The organism is Paenibacillus jamilae (assembly GCF_050482105.1).
Classification (GTDB): Bacteria; Bacillota; Bacilli; order Paenibacillales; family Paenibacillaceae; genus Paenibacillus; species Paenibacillus jamilae_B.
Window position 1 is genome coordinate 109,459 of record NZ_JBCNHI010000016.1, and the last position, 24,055, is coordinate 133,513.

Genomic DNA, 24,055 nt, shown 5'->3' on the forward strand with positions numbered 1-24,055 from the left:
ACTAATCACCTGTTGAGTATGTCTTGTATATCTGATTTAAGCACATCAGCCTTCGGTCCGTAAACCGCCTGTACCCCATTATCTACTTTAATTAGGCCCAGAGCACCCAGCGCCTTCCACGTCTTTTCATCCCCGACGGCTTCCGTATCCTTCACCGTCACACGCAGACGGGTCATGCAAGCATCCACCTCGACAATGTTCTGCTCGCCTCCGAGCGTCTTAATGATATCTGTAGCCAGTTGATTTTGGGTGGAAGCAGCTGCCACACCGTCCGTCTTCGTACTCTCTGCCTCGGAAGTCCCCTGAGGCTCCTCATCTGTATAGTTCCCCAGTCTACCTGGTGTAGCCATTTTGAATTTACCGATCATAAAATAAGCGATAAAGTAGGTTGCTACTGCAAACACAACACAAGTCAGCACAAAGTTAATGATATCCTGCACCAAGCCTGCATTTATAGACAATGGCAATCGAGTCATCAATTCAATCATACCAAACGAATGTAAACGCAAATGTATGATATCAGCCATTCCGAACGCGATTCCGGTAAGAATAGCGTACACTACATACAACACAGGCGCCACGAACATAAACATGAATTCCAGCGGCTCTGTCACCCCTGTTAAAAAGACAGCTGCTGCAGCTGAGAAAATCATCGATTTGTACTTGCTGCGTTTATCTTTGTCTACACGGCGATACATAGCCACGGCCAGCCCCATAAGGATACCCGCTCCGCCGATCATTTGTCCTACCTTGAAACGGGCAGGCGTCACGTCTCCCAGCAAGCTGTTGTAGGCTGCCGGATCAGTACCACGAAGCGCACTGAGATCACTAGCCCAAGCCAGCCATAGTGGATCTTGCCCAGCAACAACACTTCCTGCTCCAGAACCCGTGAGCACCGTGTAAACGCCACCAAGTTGAGTATAGTTAATAGGGACGGTCAGCATATGATGAAGACCAAAAGGGATCAGCAGTCTTTCCAGTGTACCATAGACAAATGGCGCTACAAAAGGAGCCGACTCTCCCGAAGTCGCCAACCAGACACCGAATTGGTTAATCCCTCCTTGGACAAATGGCCAGACAGCAGACATGATCAAGCTAACGATCACAGACCACAAAATTACGACAAACGGAACAAAACGTTTACCGTTAAAAAAGGCTAGAGCATCGGGAAGCTTGCGATAATTATAATATTTATTAAATACAACGGCCCCGACGAAGCCGGAGATGATACCGACAAACACGCCCATATTAAGCGCAGGTGCCCCCAAAATAGAGGTGAAATAACCACTGACTGGAATTGATGCACCGAAGAGTGTATGAGTAGTTGCTCCTTCTTGGGTTAGCATCTTCGAGGATACGCCCAAAATCGTTCCTGTTGATATATTGATGAGAACAAAAGCAATTAAAGCCGCAAAAGCCCCGCCTGCCCGTTCCTTAGCCCAAGAACCACCAATCGCAACGGCAAACAGGATATGCAAATTGTTAATAATCCCCCAACCCAAATTCTCCATGACCCCGCCAACAGTCACCCAAAAATGAATGTCGCCAGCCAACATCGCCACTACTTTACCAAGCGAAATCATAATCCCGGCAGCCGGCATGACAGCAACAACGACAAGCAGTGCTTTCCCAAGCTTTTGCCAAAAATCAAATGATAGAAGTTTTTTCATGCTCCTTCAGTCTCCATCCCTTATAGTATGTATAGCATGGTTCGTACTCAATAAATATTATGCAATCGGTTGCACGATTATTATAATGATATCGCTTTCTATTGGCAATACCCTGTTTGCAACTTCTTGGCTAATTACGATGAATAAACACGAAAAAAAGCCGCGAATTTGTTGATTTTCGAGCAATATCGTATGATAGAACATAATATTTTCTGCTTGAAATAGCAAAAGGAGACGAAGACGATGGCAGTAACCATCAAAGATGTCGCAAAGCGTGCTAACGTTGCTACTTCCACCGTATCCCGTGTCATTCAAGACAGCCCCAAAATCAGCGAAGCCACCAAGGCACGCGTCCGTAAAGAAATGAAGGCGCTTGGCTATGAACCCAACTATTCGGCTCAAAGCCTGGCTAACCGTGTCACACAGTCGATAGGCATTATTATGCCTGAATCGGATGTGGCGATTTTTCAGAATCCGTTCTTTCCGGAAAGCCTTCGCGGGATCAGCGAATGGGTAAACGAGCACAACTACACACTGTCGATTGTCACAGGCAAAACGAGTGATGAATTGCTATCCCGCGTCAGGCTGATGACCCGGACCGGACGCGTGGATGGCTACATTGTCCTGTACTCCAAGCAAAAGGATAGCATCGTGGAGTATCTCCATAAAGAAAAAATCCCCTATACCGTAATCGGCAAGCCTCAGCAGTTTGTCAGTGAAACCACCCATGTAGACAACGATAACTACCAGGCTGCCAAGGATGTGGTCACTTATTTGACTGGGCTGAATCATCAGCGCATCGCTTATGTTGGCGGTGATCAGGAGCACATCGTCAATCTTGACAGACTTAGAGGCTACCAAGATGCGCTGCGAGAAGCTGGCTTGCCTCTGCCAGAAGAATACGTGGTCAGGGAGCCCTTTAATCTGGAGGACATGCGCACGTTGTTGCAGGCTGCCCCGCCACCTACTGCGATGATCGTTAGCGACGACCTTGTAGCGATGGCCGTACAAAAAATGCTGGCTCAGCTCAGCGTGTCCATGCCAGAGCAGCTATCCATGGTGAGCTTTAATAACTTGATGCTGGCGGAGCTGATGAATCCCCCACTTACCTCCGTGGATATTGATATCTTCAGCCTCGGCTATCAGGCTGCCAAAAGCCTGATCGAAAAAATTGAAGACCCGAAGGAATTAACCAAGCACATCATTGTTCCCCACCGAATTGTGGAACGCGAATCCAGCCGGGCACTGTGATTTGTTCAAAGAATGAACAAAAACTGATTTTGTGGACATCCATAAAATCAGTTTTTTTGCGTTGACAGGGCAAACGGTTGCACTATATACTGAACTCGCTCATATATTGGTTTCGTTAAAGCAACGATCTCATTTTCCGAGAGGGGTACGCAATCATGGTTTACAACCGATTATTTGACGTAGATAGTTGGAAGCTGACAACACACACTCTACATAGCACACACATGCGATTACAAGAAAGCATCACGTCCATAGGGAACGGCTATATGGGCATGCGCGGCAATTTTGAAGAAGCTTATTCAGGTGATCATCATCAAGGAACGTACATCTCTGGCGTGTGGTTCCCTGACAAAACAAAGGTAGGCTGGTGGAAGAACGGCTATCCTGAATATTTTGGCAAGGTTATCAATGCCATGAACTTTATCGGCATCCGTCTGTTCGTAAACCAGCAGGAAGTGGATTTATTCACGGCACAGATCAGCGATTTTGTGCAGGAATTGGACATGAAGCAGGGGATCCTACGGCGCGCTTGTACTGTGAACGGTCAGGTCCGTATCACTACGGAGCGTTTTCTAAGCATTATTACTCGTGAGCTATGTCTGATTGATTACCAGGTCAAGAATATAAGCGATCAGCCTTTAGCCATTGAGCTTGTTCCTTATTTGGACGGCAATACGAAAAATGAGGACACGAACTATGACGAGGTATTCTGGCTGGAAGAGGCCCGTGAGGTTCAAGAACAATTCATCAGCCTGTCTACAACAACTATAGATAATCCCTTTGGTATTCCGCGCTTTACCGTAAACGCTACCATGGGTATTGTAACCGAGGGACAGGATGAGCAGACGACGGAAGAGGGCTTTTTATATGCTGCTCGCCACTATCAATACACCGTCGCTGCGGGTGACAGTATCCAACTGCAAAAAATTGTGGCCGTCACCACTTCACGCGATATGGAAAAGGATGCATTGATTCCGCAAGCTGAACGCATCGCCGTGGAAGCTGTGAACAAAGGCTACGACTCTCTTAAGCAAGAGCATATCGCCGCTTGGGCCAGACGCTGGGACAAGGCAGATGTCGAAATCGAGGGAGATACGGAGGCCCAACAAGGAATACGCTTTAACATTTTCCAGCTATTCTCTACGTACTACGGTGAAGATGCCCGTCTGAATATCGGACCGAAGGGCTTTACGGGTGAAAAATATGGCGGTGCCACCTATTGGGATACAGAAGCATATGCTGTACCTATGTACCTGGCGCTTGCAGACCCGGACGTAACGCGAAATCTGCTGCTGTACCGTCATCAACAACTGGAGGGTGCCAAGCACAACGCAGCTCAGCAAGGGCTTCGAGGGGCACTGTATCCTATGGTCACCTTTACAGGGGTGGAATGCCATAACGAATGGGAAATTACGTTCGAGGAAATTCATCGTAACGGTGCCATTGCCTATGCCATTTATAATTACACCAACTATACAGGTGACTTGAGCTATCTGCATGACTACGGAATTGATGTACTGGTCGAAATTAGCCGCTTCTGGGCCGACCGGGTGCATTTTTCCAACAGTCGTCAGCAGTATATGATCCATGGGGTTACCGGGCCGAACGAATACGAAAATAACGTCAATAACAACTGGTATACCAATACGTTGGCTGCATGGGTTCTGAAATATACATTATCGGTCTTGCCGCAAATTTCGACGGAGAAAGCTCAGCGCCTGGCAGTTACAGCTGATGAGCTTGCACATTGGCAAGATATCATCAACAACATGTATTATCCGTATGATGAAGAACGAGACATCTTCGTACAGCACGATACCTTTATGGATAAGGATTTGCAGCCTGTATCCACTCTGGATCCCAGCAATCTGCCACTTAATCAGAAATGGTCATGGGATAAAATCCTGCGTTCCTGCTTCATTAAGCAAGCAGATGTGCTGCAAGGGCTGTATTTCTTTGGAGACCAGTTCACGCTGGAGGAAAAAGCACGCAATTTTGCATTTTACGAGCCAATGACCGTTCATGAATCCAGTCTGTCTCCTTCCATTCACGCCGTGCTGGCCGCTGAATTGAAAATGGAGGAAAAGGCAGTCGAAATGTATAAGCGGACGGCCCGTCTAGATCTGGATAACTATAATAACGATACCGAAGACGGACTTCATATCACTTCCATGACAGGAAGCTGGCTGGCGATTGTACAGGGATTTGCCGGGATGAGAACCTATAATGAAACATTGAGCTTCTCCCCCTTTCTGCCGCAGGACTGGAACAAATATACGTTTAAAATCAACTATCGTGGCCGCTTGCTAAGCGTTCTCGTACAGGAAAATGAAGTAATCATTACCCTGCTGGACGGAGAACCGCTGACGCTGGAGCTGTATGGACAGCCAACGCACATTACCAGTGGGCAGTCGTTAATGGCGAGCAGTGCTTCATAAATGGACCAGATAGGGGGAAAGCAAATGAAAGCAGTTATTTTTGATCTGGATGGAGTCATTACAGATACGGCTGAATATCATTTTCAGGCATGGGGTAGCTTGGCGGCAGCGCTCAGTATCCCTTTTGATCGGGAATTTAATGAACAGTTAAAAGGAATCAGCCGTACGGAATCGCTCGAAAAAATACTAGTGCGTGGTAACCTGTCCGATACGTTATCAGAAGAAGGCAAGCAAGAACTGGCCATGCAAAAGAACACCGAGTATCAGCGGCTTATCTCAGCTTTAACGCCCGCAGACGTTCTTCCCGGTATTAAAGCGCTTCTGAAGGAGCTTCGTGAAGCCCGAATCGGCATCGCGCTCGCCTCTGCGAGCAAAAATGCAGCGTTTATACTGGATCGGCTGGAGCTGGCACACTATTTTGACAGTGTGGTGGATGTTACTGCCATTCGGAATGGCAAGCCTGACCCGGAGATTTTCCTCGCCGGGGCTGCGAATCTGGGCGTTCGACCTGCCGACTGTATCGGCATAGAAGACGCACAGGCCGGCATTCAGGCGATCAAGAGCGCCGGGATGTTCGCAGTCGGTGTAGGAACACCTTCGCAAATGCAAGGTGCGGATATCGTGGTAGCCACTACAGCCGAGCTTTCATTGAGCATGCTGGAAGAACATTTTATCAAAGGATAAGCAAGAAAGATGATCTAAGCTTCTTACGCTTCAGCGTAAGGGGCTTTTTGCTTTGTCTGGCGAAGCACATCTTGCCCGATCTTCATTGAAATGCCGAACAACTGTATTTTCAAAAGCAAATACGATAATCGTATGAAAACTTTCCAACTGCTCCCTCCACTCAATTTGCATTCGTGAACTGATATAATGGAAGAGTTAAGCTACTATCAACTCAACTATTCTCTTTTAGGAGACTAATGCATATGAAACCAACCTATCTTATGGATGATATACAGTGGCAGCAGCTTATTCAAAACGTAGCTGACCATTTTAACGATGTGACGATTAAACGAGGTTTTCAATATTTTAAGCAGGGAAAGGTCAAAGAATTCGCAATGCCTGATGCTGACCATATCGCGGCTGTCGTGGATGGGAATGATCTCTACGAAGTGGACCTCCACTTGAGTGCTTTTGCTGCCAGCAGATGTACATGCCCTGTTCGCACCAACTGCAAGCATATGGTCGCTGTATTGCTGAATTACGCGAATGAACAGGAACGCTCGGTACACGCATTAGTGAACGCTCATTCGGCGGGATTCGCACGGTTGGCTACAAAAGCAGACCCCCGTACCACACCTGCTTTCCGGTCGAACCTTTCTCTGGAGCACAAGGAAGCAACAAGAGATGCTCTCATCAAAAAAGCAAGCAACATACCGGACATGCCCGTTTCCGAATGGCATGATCTGTTCGATCAGTGTATCGCCCAGAATCATGTACACACCCAAAATTCTCAATATGTCCAAAGCGCTCTAGCTTCGATCTATGCGGTGAAGCCGCCACTCTCACCTGGCATGCAGCAGCTATATGGACTTCATGCTCATCTGCGTGTACTGGAAAAGCTGGTACCTCAGACCCCCATGGCGGGTTACCCCACTCATACCTATATGGGTTATTACACCCAAATCGCCGCAGATGAGCTTAAAGAGGCGATCGAGCGTGATTTTGAGCATCCATTGGAACTGAATGATGAACCGATGCACGAAGCCCGTATAGCAGAAACTTTAGCTTATTTGCGCCGAAAAATGCTGACAGAGTCGCGGAACGGTACTTACTTTTCGGACGCATATTTTCAATTTTGGCTGTACTGGGTGCATCCTGCAAGGCAGGACTCCAGCATATATACAGAGGAATTGCAGCATTTACATGCAGCTGAAGAGGAGCATAGTGCTACGTTGGCACGGCTTCCATGGATGCTGGCTCGGAGCTGGATGTATGTTTACCAAGCGCAGGATCATAAAGCCTGGGAGCTGCTACAGGAGGCAGAACGAGCTTTTCCACTAAAAATCTCCTCCAGCCAATTGCTTTTATTCTTACATGCGTTATCCAACGCCGAAGATTGGATACGTCTCAAAGACGGCTTGCGGCATATCGGTCCCCTGCTTCATAGTCATCGGGATGATCATTTACAGGATTATATGCATCATTGGGAGCTGGTTTTGCAGCACCTTCCAGAAGTAGAGCAGGACATGTGGGACACGCTGGTGGATATGCTTCCATTTGCGGGTGGACTGTATGAAGAGGCCCTGCTTGCTCATGAAAAATGGCGGCAATGGATCGACTATCAGCTAAGCATACGCAGTGAACCTTTAAGTTTCCGAGTGAGCGTGCTGCAACCTATTGAAAAGAATGCTCCCGAGTTGCTGCTACCCTTTTACCATCAAGCGGTAGAACGATATGTGCTGGAAAAAAACAGAGCCAGCTACAAAGCAGCCGTTAAGCTGTTAAAGCGACTGTTTAAGCTGTACAAAAAAATGAAGCAAGAAACACGCTGGGAGCTGTTCTTCACGACCTTTACCAGCCGTCACAGCCGCCTGCGTGCGCTACAGGAGGAATTGCGGAAAGGGAAATTGTTATCATGAGCCAATATACCGAAACGATTACGGTGCACATCCAATTAACTACCTATGGGGACGCGCTAATTTATGGCGATTCCTCCATGAACTATAGCATTTCCGGCCAAATGTTAAAGCAGCGTTTGTTTGCTTGGCATGAGGCTTCATTTTATGGCACCGAGCTGGAGATTCAGCATGTTCAAGACACAGATATTATCGTGCTGCCCTCGGAGCAAGTGATTCCTTTTCTGGCAGAGCAGGAGCTGCTGAAGCACATCGAATGGATCTGGGACGAGGCCAATGCCCCGTGGCTTCGGCTGATCCCTCTATTGACTCACTGCATTGAAACGAAAGCCTATGTGCCCAGCTTCACGTCGTTCCAGGCAGGGAAGCTGCAATGGAAGTGGGATGCAGAAGCGTTGGAAAACATCCAACCGGCAGAGCTGGCTTTGTTGGACAGCCTGGATGAGAACGAGCGCGAAGGGCTGGTAGCGGCATTCTCGGCGGCTGTATTTCAGCGCTGGTACGGCACCGAAGCGGAAGCCGCCGATTTGCGAAGAGAGTACCCGATTCTCTTCGCTCCCCAACGGCAGATTGCAGCAGGCCTGGATGCTCAGGCATGGCTAATCGCCATTGGCTGGAAGGCCGATACGGCGCCGTTCCGTCCGCTTCTGCAACTGCTGGAGCCAGAACAGGAGGACGATGAGCCGTCCTGGCAGCTCAAGCTTGTGTTGCAGGACAAGCAGGACCCGGCCTTGCTGGTGCCTGTACAGCTTGCCGATGATGGTTATGCCTCCGGCTCATGGCCCGAAGCGTGGACGACGCATGTGCGTGAGCGCTCAGGCGGGTGGCTGGAAAGCTTGACCGCCATTTTGCCCGCAGGCCAGCGTGCCGGAAGCCGCGACGATATACTGAGTCGCCCGCTCTCCGACGAAGCAGCGTGGCAATTCCTGACGACCGACAGCCAGCGTCTGCTGGAAAGCGGTTGGCAGGTGCTGCTGCCGGCCTGGTGGGAGGCAGCCACCCGCAAGAAGCCAAAGCTGCGGGCCAAGGTTCGCCCAGGCGAAGGAGCGGGAGAGCGCTCGAAGGGCGGCTCGCTGTTCGGACTGGATTCGATCGTCCAGTTCGATTGGCGTGTGGCCATCGGTGATGCCGATCTGAGCGAGTCAGAATTCGCCGAGCTCGTGGCTCGCAACGAGCGCTTGGTGCGCTTCCGCGGCCAATGGATCGCGCTCGACCCTGTCCTGCTGGCGCAAATCCGCCGCGCCATGGACGGAATCGATAGTGCTGAGGGATTGTCCTTTCAGGACATCCTGCAGCTGCATCTGCTCGGCAACACCGACGAGCCTGAAGGCGATGCCTCGGGCGAGCAGTCGGCGGACCCGGCACGCTTCCGCTTGGAGGTCGAGCTGAACGCTCATCTGCTGAAGCTGATCAGCCAGCTCGGACGGCAATCGGAATGGCCCGCTCTGGACGTACCAGACGGATTGCAAGCCGAGCTGCGGACGTATCAGCAGGACGGGTACGCATGGCTTGCCTTTCTGCGACGCTTCGGATTGGGCGCGTGCCTGGCCGATGATATGGGACTTGGCAAAACGGTGCAGTTTATCACTTATCTACTGCACCTACAGGAAATTGCCGCCGAGACAGGTGTGCGCTCCAGTTCGCTGCTGATTTGCCCCACTTCGGTGCTAGGCAACTGGCAGAAGGAGCTCAGCCGCTTCGCTCCTTCCTTGAAGGTCATGCTGCACTATGGAAGCAAGCGGGAGCAAGGAGACTTGTTCCGCGAAAAAGTCGAGCAAGCCGATGTCATTCTGACCTCTTTCGCTACGGCAACTCTGGATCAAGAGCTGCTGCAAAGCATGACTTGGGATTCGATCTGCCTGGATGAAGCGCAAAATATTAAAAATGCACAAACCAAGCAATCCACAGCCGTGCGCAGCTTCCCTGCACGTCATCGGATCGCGTTGACAGGAACACCTATTGAAAATCGGCTGTCTGAGCTATGGTCCATTTATGATTTTATCAATCCAGGTTATCTGGGCAGCTCACGCGCCTTTAGCAATCGCTTTATGAATGCGATTGAGAAAGAACATAATGAGCAGCGCACAATGGATTTGCAAAAGCTGGTTCAGCCCTTCATGCTGCGGCGCAAAAAGAAGGACCCTGCGATACAGCTTGATTTGCCTGACAAGAATGAGATGAAAACATACATTCACCTCACCTCCGAGCAGGGTGCGCTCTATGACCAGATTGTTAAGGAATTGATGGAACGGATGCAGAAGCTGGAAGGGATTGAGCGCAAAGGAGCCATTTTATCGGCCCTCACCCAGTTGAAGCAGCTTTGTGACCACCCTGCCCTTTTAACGAAGGAGGCGCTGCTGGATGCAGCAGCTTCTGGTTATAGCCAGCCCGATCTTGAAGCGGTCATTAGCCGTTCATCCAAGCTGGAGCGCATTCTGGCTATGGTCAAGGAGCTGCGGGAAGAGGGCGAGCGCTGTCTTATTTTTACGCAGTATATTGGTATGGGCCAGATGCTTCAGCAGGTACTCGCTCAGGAGCTCCAAGAACCTGTGCTCTATCTGAACGGCAGTACATCCAAAACTGCACGTGACCGAATGATTGATCAATTCCAATCTCAGACGCTTCCTCCTGATGAACAGCCGTCCGTGTTTATTTTATCGCTCAAAGCCGGGGGAGTGGGCCTCAATCTGACAGCTGCCAACCATGTCTTTCACTTTGATCGCTGGTGGAATCCGGCTGTTGAAAATCAGGCTACAGACCGAGCCTACCGGATGGGACAAACCAAAGATGTGCAGGTCCACAAATTCATCTCTCTAGGCACGCTGGAGGAACGCATTGATGAAATGCTGGAGAGCAAGCAGCAGCTCAGCGACCAAATCATTACCAGCACCGAGGGCTGGATTACCGAGTTGTCGACGGATGAATTGAAAGACCTCTTCACGCTACGACGCGATTGGGCATGATGAGGTCCCAAGTTCGATATACACCTATTTTTAAGAAGATGTAGTTTATAGCACGGTCCAAAGCTCCTTTGTATGCATTTAATATCTCATCACAACAAAGGAGTTGATTTGAAGTGGCCATTCGTCCTCCACAAACGCTGAAATCTACGGGAAGAAAAGTTCCTATTACGAGATATCGCAATGTGAGCCCTACGCAAACATTCCGTCGATTTACAGTTATCTGGGCTAACAACAACGGTGTACCTTTTAACACAACCGGATTTTTCGCTACACTCCGTCGTTTAGATGGAACTTTTGTCCAAGCTGCAGGCTTCGATAGTTTTGGTACTGCTCGATTCAGCAGAGTCCGCACACCTACAAACCAGTCTTATGTTCTGCGTACCTTTAGAGACGACGGAACGTTATTCCGGGTTAGAACTGTACCTGCTGGCGTATCCTCATTTGTCGTTATCGGTTAAGCTTGTATCGAACGTAGCCTAGACGTGTTTAACAACAAAAGCAGTCAGAACAGAGCGGATCTGTCCTGACTGCTTTTTTCAAACTACCTATTCCGAATCTTCTTCCACTTGCGCATCTTTCGTAGCGGCTGTATTGTACACTGTTTTGAGCCAGTTCTCACTCGACCAGTTCAGCTTGCCTGCGCCCGCTCCATCCTGCAATTGAGCAACCAGGTTGGCCGGATCTTCGGCTGTATAGCTGTATGGCAACGTTGTGAATCCATTCCAAGAGAAGCTCTTAGCCTTTGCTGGATAAGGAGCTAACGGGCTATTCGCAGCGTCACTGCCTCCTCTGAACACGGCACCGTTGTCCGAAAAGATCACATCCTCGGCTTTGATTTTACCTGTATAATCCGCTTTGTTAGGGTCTTTTTGATTGTTACGTACCGGAGAAAACACATCAATTAAATACGATTTTTCTAGCAGTACCGCGCCGTTTTCCGTTGAAATCGCACCATTACCTACGACGTCAAAATGATATCCTTTGGCTGCAATCGCTTTGGCCATGTCGGATGTAATTCGTTTTTTGGCTCTGGCTAATCCAGCATCATCCATAACGATGTTATACGCATGAGCATTACCACCGCGTAAACGTGGCATACGGTCCTGAATGTCCAGATAGTAATTATGATGCAGCGTCACTTCCAAATCCGCATTGTCGCCTGCCATTTCCGTGGCACCCACCAGATGCGCTTTCTTTTGTCCTGCTGCAATATCAATGATGTCTTCCTTACTCATGCCCACTGCACTGCTTCTCAAATAAGCGTACATAGGGAAGGAGGACTTATCTGCTTCCATGGCATTGACTTGTTGGGTTACCCAGCTGTTGGAACTGCGGTCATCTCCTTTGAACAAGGACCAGGAAATTGTAACTCCGTTACTGCCCTTTTTCACATCTACCAACCCATCATAGGCCTTGTTAAATGTGCAATGGTCGATCCATACCTTGGAGCTTGCACCTTCGATAGTAATATAATCCCAGTCATTCTTGTCATAATTTCCTTTGGTTGCTTCATCCCACTCCCAAAGTTCATCAAATTCAAGGTTACGGAAAATCAGATTAGAGCTTCGTTTGATCACAAAGCCGGCATGCTTGATTTTCGCACCATTGGCTGAGAAAATCGTAACTCCATTCATGTTCTCTACATAAATTTTGCTTACCCCTGTTTTCTTCAAGACAGGATGTGTCTGTACAGGATTGTTGGCACTAAACGGCATTGTTTTCGCAGCGCTAGGAATCTCATTCCAGCCAAGGTCCAGATCGTTCATAATCTCAATCACTTTAACTTTGCTGCCTTTTTTCAGAGCTTCGTTGAGATCTACAGCATTGTACACCTTTTTGTAATTGGCATCCGTATTGGCAATGTTCCCACCACCCGTATTACCATATGAAAAGCCAGTCAATTTATAATTATTTTTGGAGGTTACACTGGGGTCCACCCCAGGAGTCGGTTGTTCTGTACCTGGAGCCGGCTTCATAGGAGGTGTACTTGTCTCCCCTTCCGAGGAAGCACCTGATACAATCACATTATCGAACTGGGCAACTGCTTTGGACGTTACCAAACCCATAGCTCCAGCAGTGAGACTGGTGTCTGTTGCGGACAACTCCAGCTGATCATTAACATACATTTTGATTTCCGAACCGGATAACTCCAGCTTCACTCTGTACCATGTATTGGTGTCCAGTTTGTATGTTTTATTAGTAGCCAGTGTCTTCATAGAGCCTTTAACTTTTTTACGAATCTCAAGGGCTCCGCCTTTCTTGTTATACAATGATGCTGCATAGAAGTTGTTGGAATCCGTGTATCTGCCTGCCACATATACTCGGTTAGAGCCATTAAAATCATTTACATATACATCTGCTTGCACACTATAATTTGTCCATGAGGTATTGCCTTTAACGGAATGGCTTTCGCTTCGACTAGATTGTTGGTATGTAGAACCATTTCCGTCCTTGACCACAGACCAGCTCCCCGAACCTACGGTCCAGCCTTGAGCTTCTCCTTGCTCAAAATCATCACTTACCTGTACATTCTCATCAGCCTGTGCATGGCCTAATAGCGGTAATGATAAAGATAACGCCAACGTACTGCTTAACATGACACTTGCACATTTTTTTAATAAACTCGATTTCATATCACAATTCCCTTCTCATTGGATTTATGAATACTAAAGCAAACGGTATATAACGTACTGATGGATGGAATCATATCCACCCACCAATGAGGACCCTAATCGCTATACTCCAATAATTATAGGCACTTAAATAAATATTAAAATATGTCTAATTACTTATCTTTTGTCTTAATTTTTCTATTAATTTTTCGTTCTTTTTCGCGAACATGCCAAATGATGTTTCATAAAATCACAAAAAACGAGATTTTTTTATTTTTGAATAAGACATACGGTTGTCATATTGAGAATGATACATATAGAGGGATAAGTATCACCAATATCATGTAAAGGAGCGATTAGATGTCTAGCTACGACTACGCTTCCAAATCAGAGTTAAAAGAAGCCATTCATACCGCCTACTTACGGTTTGATGGTGAGTTCCAGGGCATCGACGAAAGCCACAAGGATACTCGAATCGACGAAGTAGATAAAACACCCGCCGAAATGAGAAACTGACCCCCGTTTATGAGACAGGGATCAAAACACCTTGCAAGTTTAAGCAACCAGTCGTCGGAAATCTACCGAATCCGAATTGAGTTATAAGTAGGTGATGTCCGTGACGAGCTTTTGCAGGCCTTTTCCGTAGCTGTATTGTTTATCCACAGGCTGCTCCAGACGATGCTCTTCGCCTGTTCGATACCACCTCATCCATGTTTTTAGCTGTGTCTTATTCCGTATTCCCAGTCGCTCCATAAACTCTCTTACCGGAACTCCTGCCCATCTCATTTCAATAGCTTTCATCTTTATTTCTAAGGGATAACTCACTCTCGTTGCCAACGTAAAAACACCTCCCAAGTTATCTCCATATCTTACGACATGGCTCGATTCTCTTGAAGGTGTTTTGATGTGTCTCACGTTATGGGGTCAGTCACGTTTCATTCATAAGGTCTTTAAATATTTTATTGGAATTCTGAATTCGTCGATCATATTCCGCTTGTCCAAGCTCTTGGATCAAATTTACACGAACTTTCTTCATGTCGAGGTCTATCTCTTCTCGAGCTTCTTTAGGGGCAGGGACAATCATAGTACCCTCAAGTTCTCTCATAGAATTTCTTGTTTTAAATGCACTTATACCCTTGTTCACAGTTCTTATACCTAGAGCTTTATTACGAGCGAGTCTGGACATGATTATCATCTCCTTATTTATAGTATAACCCAATAAGGCGATATGCATCAATGTCGTTAAGGTACATACGGGAACCTAATTTTTTAGCATTGAATCTGTCTGCATAATAACTGTAGAGCCTTGTCTTAGGTGTAAATGCAACAAAACCATCTTTTCCTGCTTCAAAGCTTTTTAAACAAGCAGCTCCTAGTAGAACATCTGTTACATTAATAAATTGTCTTTCAGGATTGTTAAATCGGTTATGTGGTGAGCTTTCCAATAAATCAATATACACATGATCCTCTGCCACTCGATATGCAATAGCTCCCTGCAAGCTTCTGTCACCGATGATACTTAATTTATAAGCACTTGATTCTCCCTCTTCTTCAAGATAGCGTTCCCAATGAAACCCTTGCTCCCATCCTAAGCGATGCAGATTCTTGGATTCATCCACATTCATTGGAGTAACTTCAGATGCGAACATTTCTCCCTTTATATGCTTCAACTGCCAAGCAGGCATACCCTCAGCACCTATCAGATTAAATTTATTAGCCATTCAATAATCAGTTTCAAACCCTAACAGCTTCATGGATCACTTCAATGAAGTCCTCACGTAATTCCTTACCAAATAATTCCTGATATACTTTTTTAGCTCCGACTTTCACCATTTCCTGCTCTAAAACATTGCTGGATTGTCCTAAGTTTTTTAAATCTTCATTAGATAAAGCTACACTTCGCGTAGAGATATATTTGCGGTAAATGGACACATCCATCCTCCAGGCATGAAACTGTGCTGTAAATTGTCCCTCTATCCTGTGCATCATCTGCAAACCGTGCCAGTCCAGATCGCCCGAATAATAAATAACACAATCAGGGTTGGAAGCTAGACACTTGTCTATAAATAATTTAGAAGCAGTTCTTGCTTGTCCAATGGTGCAAATAAGAGCGGGAAAACTCTCTGGGAGTTGCTCTAAGGAGAGTCCGTTTTTATTCAGGAAGTGAATAGTCTCATCTGCCAGATGAGAGATCGCAGAGGGATTTTCAACAATGTATAATGCCGAATACCTCGGTAAATGCTCCATTTCCTCTATTTCTCGCAAGTTCAGTGTACGAGGGGAAGTACCCTTGATTAAGTTTGGTACAAAAACGTGAGATATAGAGCTAAGATCGTCGTCCTTGACACCAAAATTCCTATATACTTGACGCTCTAGTAAATATTCAGGAATCACCGTACGATCACTCTCTAGCGTATCATTCGCAAGTACCCTTCGCATATCTATATCATATAAAGCATGTCCTAATAGTCTTCCAAGTGACCATCTTTTATCAAAGGCATGTGAATCCTGAGTTACATGAGCAGCGAATGCAGGTAAAGTAATTTTCTCAGTGGATATCCCCCTTTCTGCAAACATTTCTTTCTTCTTAATAATTAAATGCCATAGAGCGCTTAAACAAACAAGCAGATCAGAGTAAGCATTTTCTCCTTTATTGAAGGTACTCCTCAGTACTCCATAGCCCTTAGCGTCTCCCGCCTGTAACCTACTGAACCAGTTAAAAGTCTTTTGATTAAATGTTTTGATCTCCTCTTCAGAAATTTTAAATTCACGTTTAAAATCCTGCCTAACTTTTGTAAAAAGATCCATCCAGGCTGTTAATTTTAATTCTTTTTGTTCGTGTCTCGTCAATAGCTGTTTACCATATAAGACATCATATAAATCTGGTATTGTTAGTTTATAGCCTCGTTCCAATTCCTCAGCAAAAATCTTTAAATGAACTTCAACTTCTGAACCAGGACGAATTAATCGTCGTGTGCGATTGCCAAAATAGTCCTGCAATCTCTCTGCTTCAGCCACCGTTTTTACAATGATCCGAGCGTTCCCTTTCACACCATTAAGACCTTGATATTTATTGAAAACAGTGGTCAATAAGTTTTCAAAGCTAGGATCGGCATAATATTGCTTGGCTGTTTTCCGATTAGCAAGTTCCATAACACACCTCTACACTGCATATAGATTTAGTTCAATCCATGAGTATCTTACTTTCACCATCCCATCGATAATGGAACAATGTAACGATATCCGTATCTTTGGGTCTGTGTATTTCATATATCGCCAGATTAGGCACCGTATCATAACAGCCCCATAGAACTTGAGAAGTCATTATATAATCAAAGCCCATGTCAGTCAGTAAGTGAAACATATCTCTCATATTAGCGTCATCCACGCCTGCGAACGCTTCATCCAACGAAATAATTTTAGGTGCGTCTGCATCAGCATCACTGTATCTGGAATAAGAAGCGACAAACAAAGGAATATACATGGCCATGGCTTTCTCGCCACCACTCAACACATTAAATTTACGATCCGTCAGTTCCGTATAATTAGCTCGCTCTCCTTTTAAATGCTCCAGTTTGAATTGAAACCAGCTTCGGTAGTCGAGTTGCGAGTAAATGTACTTACGTAATACTCCGTCTTCCTTTTGAGCTTCCTCTTTTGCCTGAGATATCTTTGTCCGAAAATGAGTAATGACCTGTTCAATCTGCTCATCGTCCATACGGTTGGCGTCTAACATCAATAAATCCACCAAATCCGTTGTGTCCAATTCATTATCACTACCACGTTCGCGAGGTTCCCATTTCAACGAGAGCTTTAACCCACTGGAAGTATTTCTTTGCTTCATTAACTGATCCATTTCATCCACCCAACTTCGGGCTCGATGGATTCTATTACGGATTGCCTTTCCTACGCTTCCGATAATGATCTCCTCATACAAATTACGATCTTTGACTGTAAGTAGAATCTGCTGTTCCTCAATTTGTTGAGTTAACTCCTGTAACACCGCCGTTGGAGTCATGGGGTTCATACGATCTCTTTTGGAAAGAAGAATGATTCGACTTGAGTTCCCCCCCCCATGATCCATCTCTAATACATAGTCTTGTAAATTTGTTTTCCCTTTGTGAAACTCCTGCGTCAAGTCATTAACCATTCGCTCTCGAGTTAGATTTGTGAAGAGATTCGCATATTCCTTTGTAATCTGTTCGCAGCATTTCACAATTTCTAATATAGAAGTTTCAGCTTCTATCTGGCCAATAAATGTTTTCCAGATAGGTAATAGCGCTATATTTATTTCCACTTTCCAGAGGGCTATTACATCATCCAATTCACTTTGAATTTTGTTCAATTTTTCTTCTTCATTTTTAAGGGTTGTACTTACCTCGCCTAAAATTTTGTATTTTTGCTCTTTATCGTTTTGTAATTGAACAACATTGTGTTTAATTGTATTTCTCTCTTCTTTATACTTCGTAATACGTTCATGAATTTCTTCGATTCCCATGCTTTTAACTAGTTCCTTGAGTAAATCTACTTGAGCTGTCATCCTTACTCTCTGATCTTCTCGGTCTCTTACATCCATTTGATCTCCCTCAACGAGGATGAGCAATTCGGCTTGTTGCTCCTCTTGATTATCCTTTAATCGCAATGTACCACGATGCTGCTCCCAGTAAGAGTAAAGGTCAGATATGCGGCTTTGATAAGCAGAACTAAGTTCAATCGCCTCAGTTATTTGATGCTCTTTTTTCAGCAAGGACCACTCTGCGGTTTGTTCAGTTAACCTTAACTGTAGCTCTCTCCAGTCTGAAACCTTTTCTTTGTAACGTTCTTCCACTTTCTGCTCTTGAATCATGAATTGTTCTAGCCGAAATGTTATTTTCATCAGGCTTTCCAATTGCTTCTGAAGTTCAAGATCCTGAGGTAAAGTTTCGAGTTCAATATCCATTTCCTGCTGATGTTGTGTCAATAACTCAAGTTGCTGGCTGATGACTTGAAGTTGTTCATTTTTATACTGTATTTCTGCTTGCAACTTCGCCATCTCTAACTCTTTTGTGCGTAAGCGATTTGCTTCTCCGATAAATTCAGAACGTGATTTGGAACTATTCTTGCCAGAGATAGGCCCCAGTTTAAATTCTCCCGTTTCAGCAATGAATGCACCTGCCGTTTCAATACGAGTTGTGGATTGCTCTATTTGCTGGTTCCACCCTATTGAATTTAACGCACTTGTAATATCCTCCGCTGACAGCCCACTCTTCTCCGTAGGTGTTGCATACAGTACAGAACTTAGCGTGGTCCCCTTAATCTGATTTACAGGTTGAAACCACACTTCTTCATTGTGCTCCTGGTCTAGTACACCAACCTGACCACCTGGTAAAATCCATGCATCTAACAAACCCGCTTGATCCAAAGTTTCTTCCAATTGAGCTTGCTGTATGTCTGTTAAATTTTCATTAAACTCACACACCGTATAGAGTGGCGCCCCTCTTCCTGTCCCTCTCTGTTTGCGGGCAGAATCTCTATTGTCAGTCCTTCTGGGCTCTGGTTCTCTAGTCACTCTCCACTGATTAAGTTCCTCTTCAAGTCTAGTTGTCTCGGCTTGTACAGAAAGTCTTTCCTGATTTAATTGAACTTTTTGCTGCATAATGGCTTCTTTCTTTTGTTCATAAGCCTGTACAGCGGGCTGACGTACAGGTTCATATTGACGGTTATGAGTAGTGAGCGAAGTTAAAGCACGTAAACTTTCTCGCAATTGCTCTCCTTGCGCAGGGATATGCTTCAACTCTTGATACCAGCGAACCAACAGTTCTCTCATTCCTTCTTTTGTTGACTCCACATGCTCAGCCTGTTTTGCTTGCTCACCTTCGGCCTGATGCCGTTCCTTGTGGACTTCTCCAAGTTGAATTTCCATTTCTTTGGCAGCTCTCGAAGCCTCCCCTTCTTCTCTCGCTGTTTGTTGTGCCAAAGCCAGTTTTTTCTTATGAGCTTCAAGGTCTTGCAACCAGCTTTTATGCCAACGCTCTTCCTCAGGAATGGCACGGTTCCACAGTCCATGATAAATATCGTGCTCGTGAAATTCGATGATGCGTGCTATATCTTCCAATTCACTAATCGTTTCATCCTGTTCGTTGACAATCTGGTTTAAAGAGTTGTTTAATTTTAAAATCTCCTTCTTTAGACGTTCCAGCTTATCCTCATTGGTTTTAAGACGGTGTGCAAGGCTCTGTAGCTGCTTGTGTACCTCCTTCAACTGTTCTTCGACAAGTTCTAATTCCCGTTGTTTTCCAACTGCTTCACCTTGGTTTAAAGTTTCCAACTCCATCTCTACAATTCCAAGGCGCTGATGGTAATCGTCTAGTTGGCGTACAACCCTCTGACGATCTTCTTCTAATTGCTTTAATTCCATTTGGATATATTCAACTTGATTATTATTTTTGTTATACGCCTTCCATTTTTGAATCACATCAGTGGATGCTTGTTGTAAGAGGAACTGATTATAGCTGTTATAACTTTTTTCAATCCTACTGATCTCCTCTAGGTATAACAGTAACTCATCCAGCCGATCTGTTATTTGGTCCATTTCCTCCAGAACGTCAGATAACGAACTCAGATCTTCTTCCATAAGCGGAGGTAATGAATTATTTAAAATTTCATATATAGATGAAGGTTTGAAATCTTTAGATAATTTTGGACTACGTAGCTCCAACAGCAATTTCAATAAATCTTTATAAGATTCTATCTCTCTAAATCCGAATAGTGCTTTATTCACCATTTCTTGATAGGCACCCTGTCCCTGAACCACTTGTCCTCCGGATGCTATTTGCTCTTCTAAAGATTTACGGTTAAGGGGAACCTTTTTGCCTTCTTCTAACCATAAATTGTAATCATACAGATAAAAGTCTTCACCAATTCTTCTGTTATCTTCAAGTAAGAAACCCCAGAAACCAATCACTGTAACAGCACGTCGGGCTCTAAGTCCAATTCCAATCGTTTTATATATTTTTTTGACAGGATGATAAAATTCAAGCCAGAGATAGCCAGTCCGATCTGTATGCCCCTCGTTGCCCTCTCCCAGTAGATAATATTCAAGACGACGATCACGTGATCCAAAAGGGTCCAGACGTTGAGGACGCTTATCTCCATCTAGCACGAGTGGAATCAAACTTTGCATCGTGACCGATTTACCTGAACCGTTCGTTCCACGTAAAATTAATCTACCTTCCTCAAAGTGAAATTCTTCTTCATCGTAGTACCAAAAATTAAAAATGCCTGCTCTACTCATATGCCAGCGATCCATACCATACCCTCCCTAATCAACCTGCTCAGTTATTCCATACTTAACTTCCCATCTTCCTCCGGCCCCATTTAACACAAAAAATATATGATCTTCCCAGTGTCCAAACCCCCACTCTTCCAAATGGTTACATAGTGCTTCAGCAAGTTCAGCAGAATCCATATTTTTATGTTCATTCGTCCAAAACTCTCCATGTTCCGCTTTTAACTGAATCAGTATGCGCTCTATTTCATGCTTAGTGAGTCTCACAAGGCCGTCTAACTCTACCTCCATCCTTGTAACTGGATCTGTGACCATACTTCGGATTTCTCCACATACAAGCATGGCTAAGTCTGACAAAGCAGGTTGTGTTGGAAATGTGTCTGATTCAGAAGTTACATGCGGCTCGAAAAAAATAATGCCTTCACGATACTGGCTTCCTTCCCATCCAAACATTATCTTAAATTGACTCACTAATTCCTTCGATTCTTTGCGAAGATAGGATATATCACCCTGCCACTGATGATTCAATAAGATGGGTTCCAGTAAAAATCGACGATATAGATTGTGTTTCTGTTGTAAAGCTTTCTCTTTCGTATCTAATCCATAAATTATGGTTTCTTTTAAATCTTCCATGTTCGTATAACTAGAAAGCTCCACGGGGAAATTCCGTAAAATGTAACGTGAATAAGGGGTACACTCATACAAAACATCATGATGTGCAGTATCATTCACCCAGTTTGATTCTTCTCCGTCAACAGCCTGAACGATTTTCAAGCTCTTCAGTTTTTTCAACGCCCTAGCCATTGATAACCGATGATAATAAATGCCCCAATCTACTTCCATCTCTTGTTCGACCATATGCTGCCTAATCTCAATAACTAACTGGGTAAGTAAGAATTGTTCGTTTTCTGTTTTATTTTCCAAATACCAGAGACTATATGTGAACAGAGCATAATCAAGTGGTTTACTAAATTCTGAAAAACCCATCCAAGGAAAAGCAACAGCAGGTACTTTCTCCAACTTAACAAAATGGCGATTCATAATGATTGTGTAGCCTGTATAATTCGTAAACCAGTCTCTCAACTCGAAATATTGTTCTTTAATCCAGTAATAAAGCTCCTCATCCTCATGCTTATCAATCCACGAACGATTTAATAAAGCATTCATACATATTTGTTTTCTTTCTTCGATTTCATTCGGACCCGTACGGTTCATTCGATGTCTTCTGACACTGTTGATCTTACCTACTTTTATTTTCTCCACCTATATATCCTCCACAGTGGTTAGTATGTCGACTACTGTTGTGCACTCAACCAGGCAACTTGACCTTCCCATGCCTTATGAATCATAACTGTAAAAACAAAATTATGGTTTAGCAGTTCAAGTGTGCCATCCTCACAACGTAAAAGAGTACGGTTATTCCCCAATGGCGTGCTCATCTCAATCTGGACGCCTTCGGATGTCTGAATAGATGAAGTAGAAGAAGCGTTACAACGGCTAATCCAATCTAGCAACTGCAATCGGGTAATAGAGCTAATAGGACCCAGTTCTGCAATATTAATGGTCCTAGCGTTCACCATCTGAATGAGAAATTGTAGTTCTTGCTTCTGTTTAATTAGGAATGCCTCTCTAAATTGTTTTTTTAGCTTACTATTATCAATAGCGGCATCTGAATCCTGCCGTTCATTCTTTTTCCTACTACGGGAACGAATCGTCTTTGATATTGATGTTTCTTGCCACATTGACATTTCTTTGCTATCAGATCCCCTTATATCTTCACCCTGCAAATGACGGCTTGGAAATAAACCAAATGCATAAGCAGCTAGTTTGTGGGAGGTATTCAATTCGTTGATGTTATAAAACCATTTTCCTAAATGATCCAGATCTTTTTTTCTACTGATGCTGGATCGTTTTTTTTCCTGGATTCGTACTGCACTCTTTACGACCTTTACAATGGCTTCCTTTGTTGCCCGCTCCAATAACACGGAATCACTAATGGATTCCTCATCGCCCAGAAACCACCTATTTAAACTGCTCCATTTATCTTGAAGTTCACTTAAATATTCTTCTTTTGAAATCGACTGTTCCAATTTAGGAATTAACCATTCATCTTCCATAACCGCTGAGAAGAAAAGATCTCTTACTCCTGTTGTTATACGATGCAATCTACCTTCAATTTTGTAAGAACGCCGCTGCAACGCTTGTATGAAGTCCTGTAAATAATGAGTAATGGAATCTTTATACAACAAAAAAGTATCCGTAGCCATCAATTCTTCAGCCATCCCCGTTTGCAGACTTGCTATATAATCCACAGATGTCTCATGTAACGTTTGGAAGACATTGATTAACGTTTTCCAATACTCCAATGCCTCTCCAGGCTCATATATACCTGCATTACCACTGACTTTATTTAAGGTATCTGCAATCTTGTCAAAAAGAGTGGGTTCCAATGAACCACCGTAGCCCCGGATTGATTCCAAGCTTTCAAGCATCCGTTCAATTTCAATTGAGTAGGGAGTTAGCAGATAACGGAATTTTTTGCGTAGATATTCTTCAACAGTTACTACACGTTCTCCTCCATCGTGCTGGGCGGTTAAATTACCCCATTCCACCAATTGATTGAGGTCAATCTGACATTGCTCTAGTGTGTAATTCTTATGCAGTTTCCATTTCATCAGCTCTTCATAAATAAACTCAGGCTTGAGCCAGTAATTCAATTTCTGATACTGCTGATAAATAAGACGCATGATGGCACGATAACGGGTAACATTATCTGCATTCACATACTTTAATTCTGGGACGCCACGTAGCGACTGTAAGTCAGGAATTTTCCTCACTGCAACCTCCTTACTCTGTAAAAGAATGAAGTAGATAAGTTGTTTTCTCTTTTTTTATGGGCTTAGTAAACGCGACCAAGCTACAGATAATCGTCCTCTCAGCACCTAAGTGCCCTTTAAATAAACCCAACCTACTCCCTTATGAGTAAATTATTCAATCATTGTCGCTTCTAACAACGGTATTGTAACATATACAAAATTAATATTCCGTTATATTGTGTCTATATATAACTAATAGCATTTAGTATTTGCTTATCAACATTACAGGAGGAAATTATGATGCAATTCAATGAGAATTTAGCAGAAAATTTAGATCATATTTTAAAAGGATGTGAATCTGAAGAGGAATTAAGACATTTACGCAGAATAGCTTGGGGGTTTCTACACAACATTGATAAGCGGATAGGCAAGAAAGTCCCATCTAAAGACAACTCAAGT

At 44.6% G+C, this 24,055-nt stretch carries 15 protein-coding genes and 1 pseudogene; 7 read left to right on the forward strand and 9 right to left on the reverse strand.

The window, feature by feature from the left end; translation table 11 throughout:
* Window positions 1-5 precede the first annotated feature (5 nt).
* A complete protein-coding gene (locus tag ABEW32_RS14265; RefSeq protein ID WP_430188647.1) occupies window positions 6-1,670 on the reverse strand; it encodes a PTS transporter subunit IIBC in 1,665 nt (554 codons plus the stop codon).
* A 243-nt stretch (window positions 1,671-1,913) separates the two neighbouring features.
* On the opposite strand from ABEW32_RS14265, the gene ABEW32_RS14270 reads away from it, so the two are divergent.
* From ABEW32_RS14270 to ABEW32_RS14295, 6 genes are all read left to right on the forward strand, one after another.
* Entirely contained in the window at window positions 1,914-2,921 is a 1,008-nt protein-coding gene (locus ABEW32_RS14270; RefSeq protein WP_430188648.1) for a LacI family DNA-binding transcriptional regulator, read from the forward strand.
* Window positions 2,922-3,076: 155 nt separating this feature from the next.
* Window positions 3,077-5,359: a glycoside hydrolase family 65 protein gene (locus ABEW32_RS14275; RefSeq protein ID WP_430188649.1), complete on the forward strand. Its 2,283-nt coding sequence runs from the start codon at window positions 3,077-3,079 to the stop codon at window positions 5,357-5,359.
* Between the two features lie 24 nt (window positions 5,360-5,383).
* The gene (gene pgmB / locus ABEW32_RS14280) at window positions 5,384-6,043 is read left to right on the forward strand and encodes a beta-phosphoglucomutase (RefSeq protein WP_430188650.1); all 660 of its coding nucleotides are present in this window, start codon (window positions 5,384-5,386) and stop codon (window positions 6,041-6,043) included.
* A gap of 242 nt (window positions 6,044-6,285) precedes the next feature.
* Window positions 6,286-7,941 (forward strand): SWIM zinc finger family protein, encoded by a 1,656-nt coding sequence (locus tag ABEW32_RS14285; RefSeq protein ID WP_430188651.1) that lies wholly within the window; start codon window positions 6,286-6,288, stop codon window positions 7,939-7,941.
* On the forward strand, window positions 7,938-10,901 hold the full coding sequence (locus tag ABEW32_RS14290; protein ID WP_430188653.1) for a DEAD/DEAH box helicase: 2,964 nt from the start codon (window positions 7,938-7,940) through the stop codon (window positions 10,899-10,901). Before ABEW32_RS14285 ends, ABEW32_RS14290 begins: the two co-directional genes overlap by 4 nt.
* Before the next feature lie 113 nt (window positions 10,902-11,014).
* Window positions 11,015-11,359 carry a hypothetical protein gene (locus tag ABEW32_RS14295; RefSeq protein ID WP_430188654.1) on the forward strand — a complete coding sequence of 115 codons (345 nt, stop codon included), beginning with the start codon at window positions 11,015-11,017 and terminating at the stop codon, window positions 11,357-11,359.
* Window positions 11,360-11,446: 87 nt separating this feature from the next.
* On the opposite strand, the gene ABEW32_RS14300 is transcribed toward ABEW32_RS14295, so the two are convergent.
* Complete coding sequence (locus tag ABEW32_RS14300; RefSeq protein ID WP_430188656.1) at window positions 11,447-13,534, reverse strand: pectate lyase family protein; 2,088 nt, start codon at window positions 13,532-13,534, stop codon at window positions 11,447-11,449.
* A 339-nt stretch (window positions 13,535-13,873) separates the two neighbouring features.
* On the opposite strand from ABEW32_RS14300, the gene ABEW32_RS14305 reads away from it, so the two are divergent.
* Window positions 13,874-14,029, forward strand: a complete 156-nt coding sequence (locus tag ABEW32_RS14305) for a DinB family protein (RefSeq protein WP_430188657.1) — start codon at window positions 13,874-13,876, stop codon at window positions 14,027-14,029.
* Window positions 14,030-14,113: 84 nt separating this feature from the next.
* Here ABEW32_RS14305 and ABEW32_RS14310 read toward each other — a convergent pair.
* The 7 genes and pseudogenes from ABEW32_RS14310 to ABEW32_RS14340 all read right to left on the reverse strand — a co-directional run.
* A pseudogene (locus tag ABEW32_RS14310) lies at window positions 14,114-14,350 on the reverse strand (helix-turn-helix domain-containing protein); the annotation flags it as partial.
* Window positions 14,351-14,441: 91 nt separating this feature from the next.
* On the reverse strand, window positions 14,442-14,699 hold the full coding sequence (locus ABEW32_RS14315) for a hypothetical protein (protein WP_430188659.1): 258 nt from the start codon (window positions 14,697-14,699) through the stop codon (window positions 14,442-14,444).
* A 13-nt stretch (window positions 14,700-14,712) separates the two neighbouring features.
* On the reverse strand, window positions 14,713-15,234 hold the full coding sequence (locus ABEW32_RS14320) for a hypothetical protein (protein WP_430188661.1): 522 nt from the start codon (window positions 15,232-15,234) through the stop codon (window positions 14,713-14,715).
* A gap of 13 nt (window positions 15,235-15,247) precedes the next feature.
* Window positions 15,248-16,666 (reverse strand): TIGR02679 domain-containing protein, encoded by a 1,419-nt coding sequence (locus tag ABEW32_RS14325; RefSeq protein WP_430188662.1) that lies wholly within the window; start codon window positions 16,664-16,666, stop codon window positions 15,248-15,250.
* Window positions 16,667-16,697: 31 nt separating this feature from the next.
* Window positions 16,698-20,801 carry a TIGR02680 family protein gene (locus ABEW32_RS14330; RefSeq protein ID WP_430188663.1) on the reverse strand — a complete coding sequence of 1,368 codons (4,104 nt, stop codon included), beginning with the start codon at window positions 20,799-20,801 and terminating at the stop codon, window positions 16,698-16,700.
* A 12-nt stretch (window positions 20,802-20,813) separates the two neighbouring features.
* On the reverse strand, window positions 20,814-22,043 hold the full coding sequence (locus ABEW32_RS14335) for a TIGR02678 family protein (protein WP_430188665.1): 1,230 nt from the start codon (window positions 22,041-22,043) through the stop codon (window positions 20,814-20,816).
* 32 nt (window positions 22,044-22,075) lie between these two features.
* Entirely contained in the window at window positions 22,076-23,617 is a 1,542-nt protein-coding gene (locus ABEW32_RS14340) for a TIGR02677 family protein (protein WP_430188666.1), read from the reverse strand.
* Window positions 23,618-24,055: the final 438 nt, after the last annotated feature.

Coding starts and splice junctions, on each gene's coding strand:
- ABEW32_RS14265 (WP_430188647.1), bottom strand. CDS start 1,670: ATGAAAAAACTTCTATCATTTGATTTTTGGCAAAAGCTTGGGAAAGCA.
- ABEW32_RS14270 (WP_430188648.1), top strand. CDS start 1,914: ATGGCAGTAACCATCAAAGATGTCGCAAAGCGTGCTAACGTTGCTACT.
- ABEW32_RS14275 (WP_430188649.1), top strand. CDS start 3,077: ATGGTTTACAACCGATTATTTGACGTAGATAGTTGGAAGCTGACAACA.
- pgmB (WP_430188650.1), top strand. CDS start 5,384: ATGAAAGCAGTTATTTTTGATCTGGATGGAGTCATTACAGATACGGCT.
- ABEW32_RS14285 (WP_430188651.1), top strand. CDS start 6,286: ATGAAACCAACCTATCTTATGGATGATATACAGTGGCAGCAGCTTATT.
- ABEW32_RS14290 (WP_430188653.1), top strand. CDS start 7,938: ATGAGCCAATATACCGAAACGATTACGGTGCACATCCAATTAACTACC.
- ABEW32_RS14300 (WP_430188656.1), bottom strand. CDS start 13,534: ATGAAATCGAGTTTATTAAAAAAATGTGCAAGTGTCATGTTAAGCAGT.
- ABEW32_RS14305 (WP_430188657.1), top strand. CDS start 13,874: ATGTCTAGCTACGACTACGCTTCCAAATCAGAGTTAAAAGAAGCCATT.
- ABEW32_RS14315 (WP_430188659.1), bottom strand. CDS start 14,699: ATGTCCAGACTCGCTCGTAATAAAGCTCTAGGTATAAGAACTGTGAAC.
- ABEW32_RS14320 (WP_430188661.1), bottom strand. CDS start 15,234: ATGGCTAATAAATTTAATCTGATAGGTGCTGAGGGTATGCCTGCTTGG.
- ABEW32_RS14325 (WP_430188662.1), bottom strand. CDS start 16,666: ATGGAACTTGCTAATCGGAAAACAGCCAAGCAATATTATGCCGATCCT.
- ABEW32_RS14330 (WP_430188663.1), bottom strand. CDS start 20,801: ATGGATCGCTGGCATATGAGTAGAGCAGGCATTTTTAATTTTTGGTAC.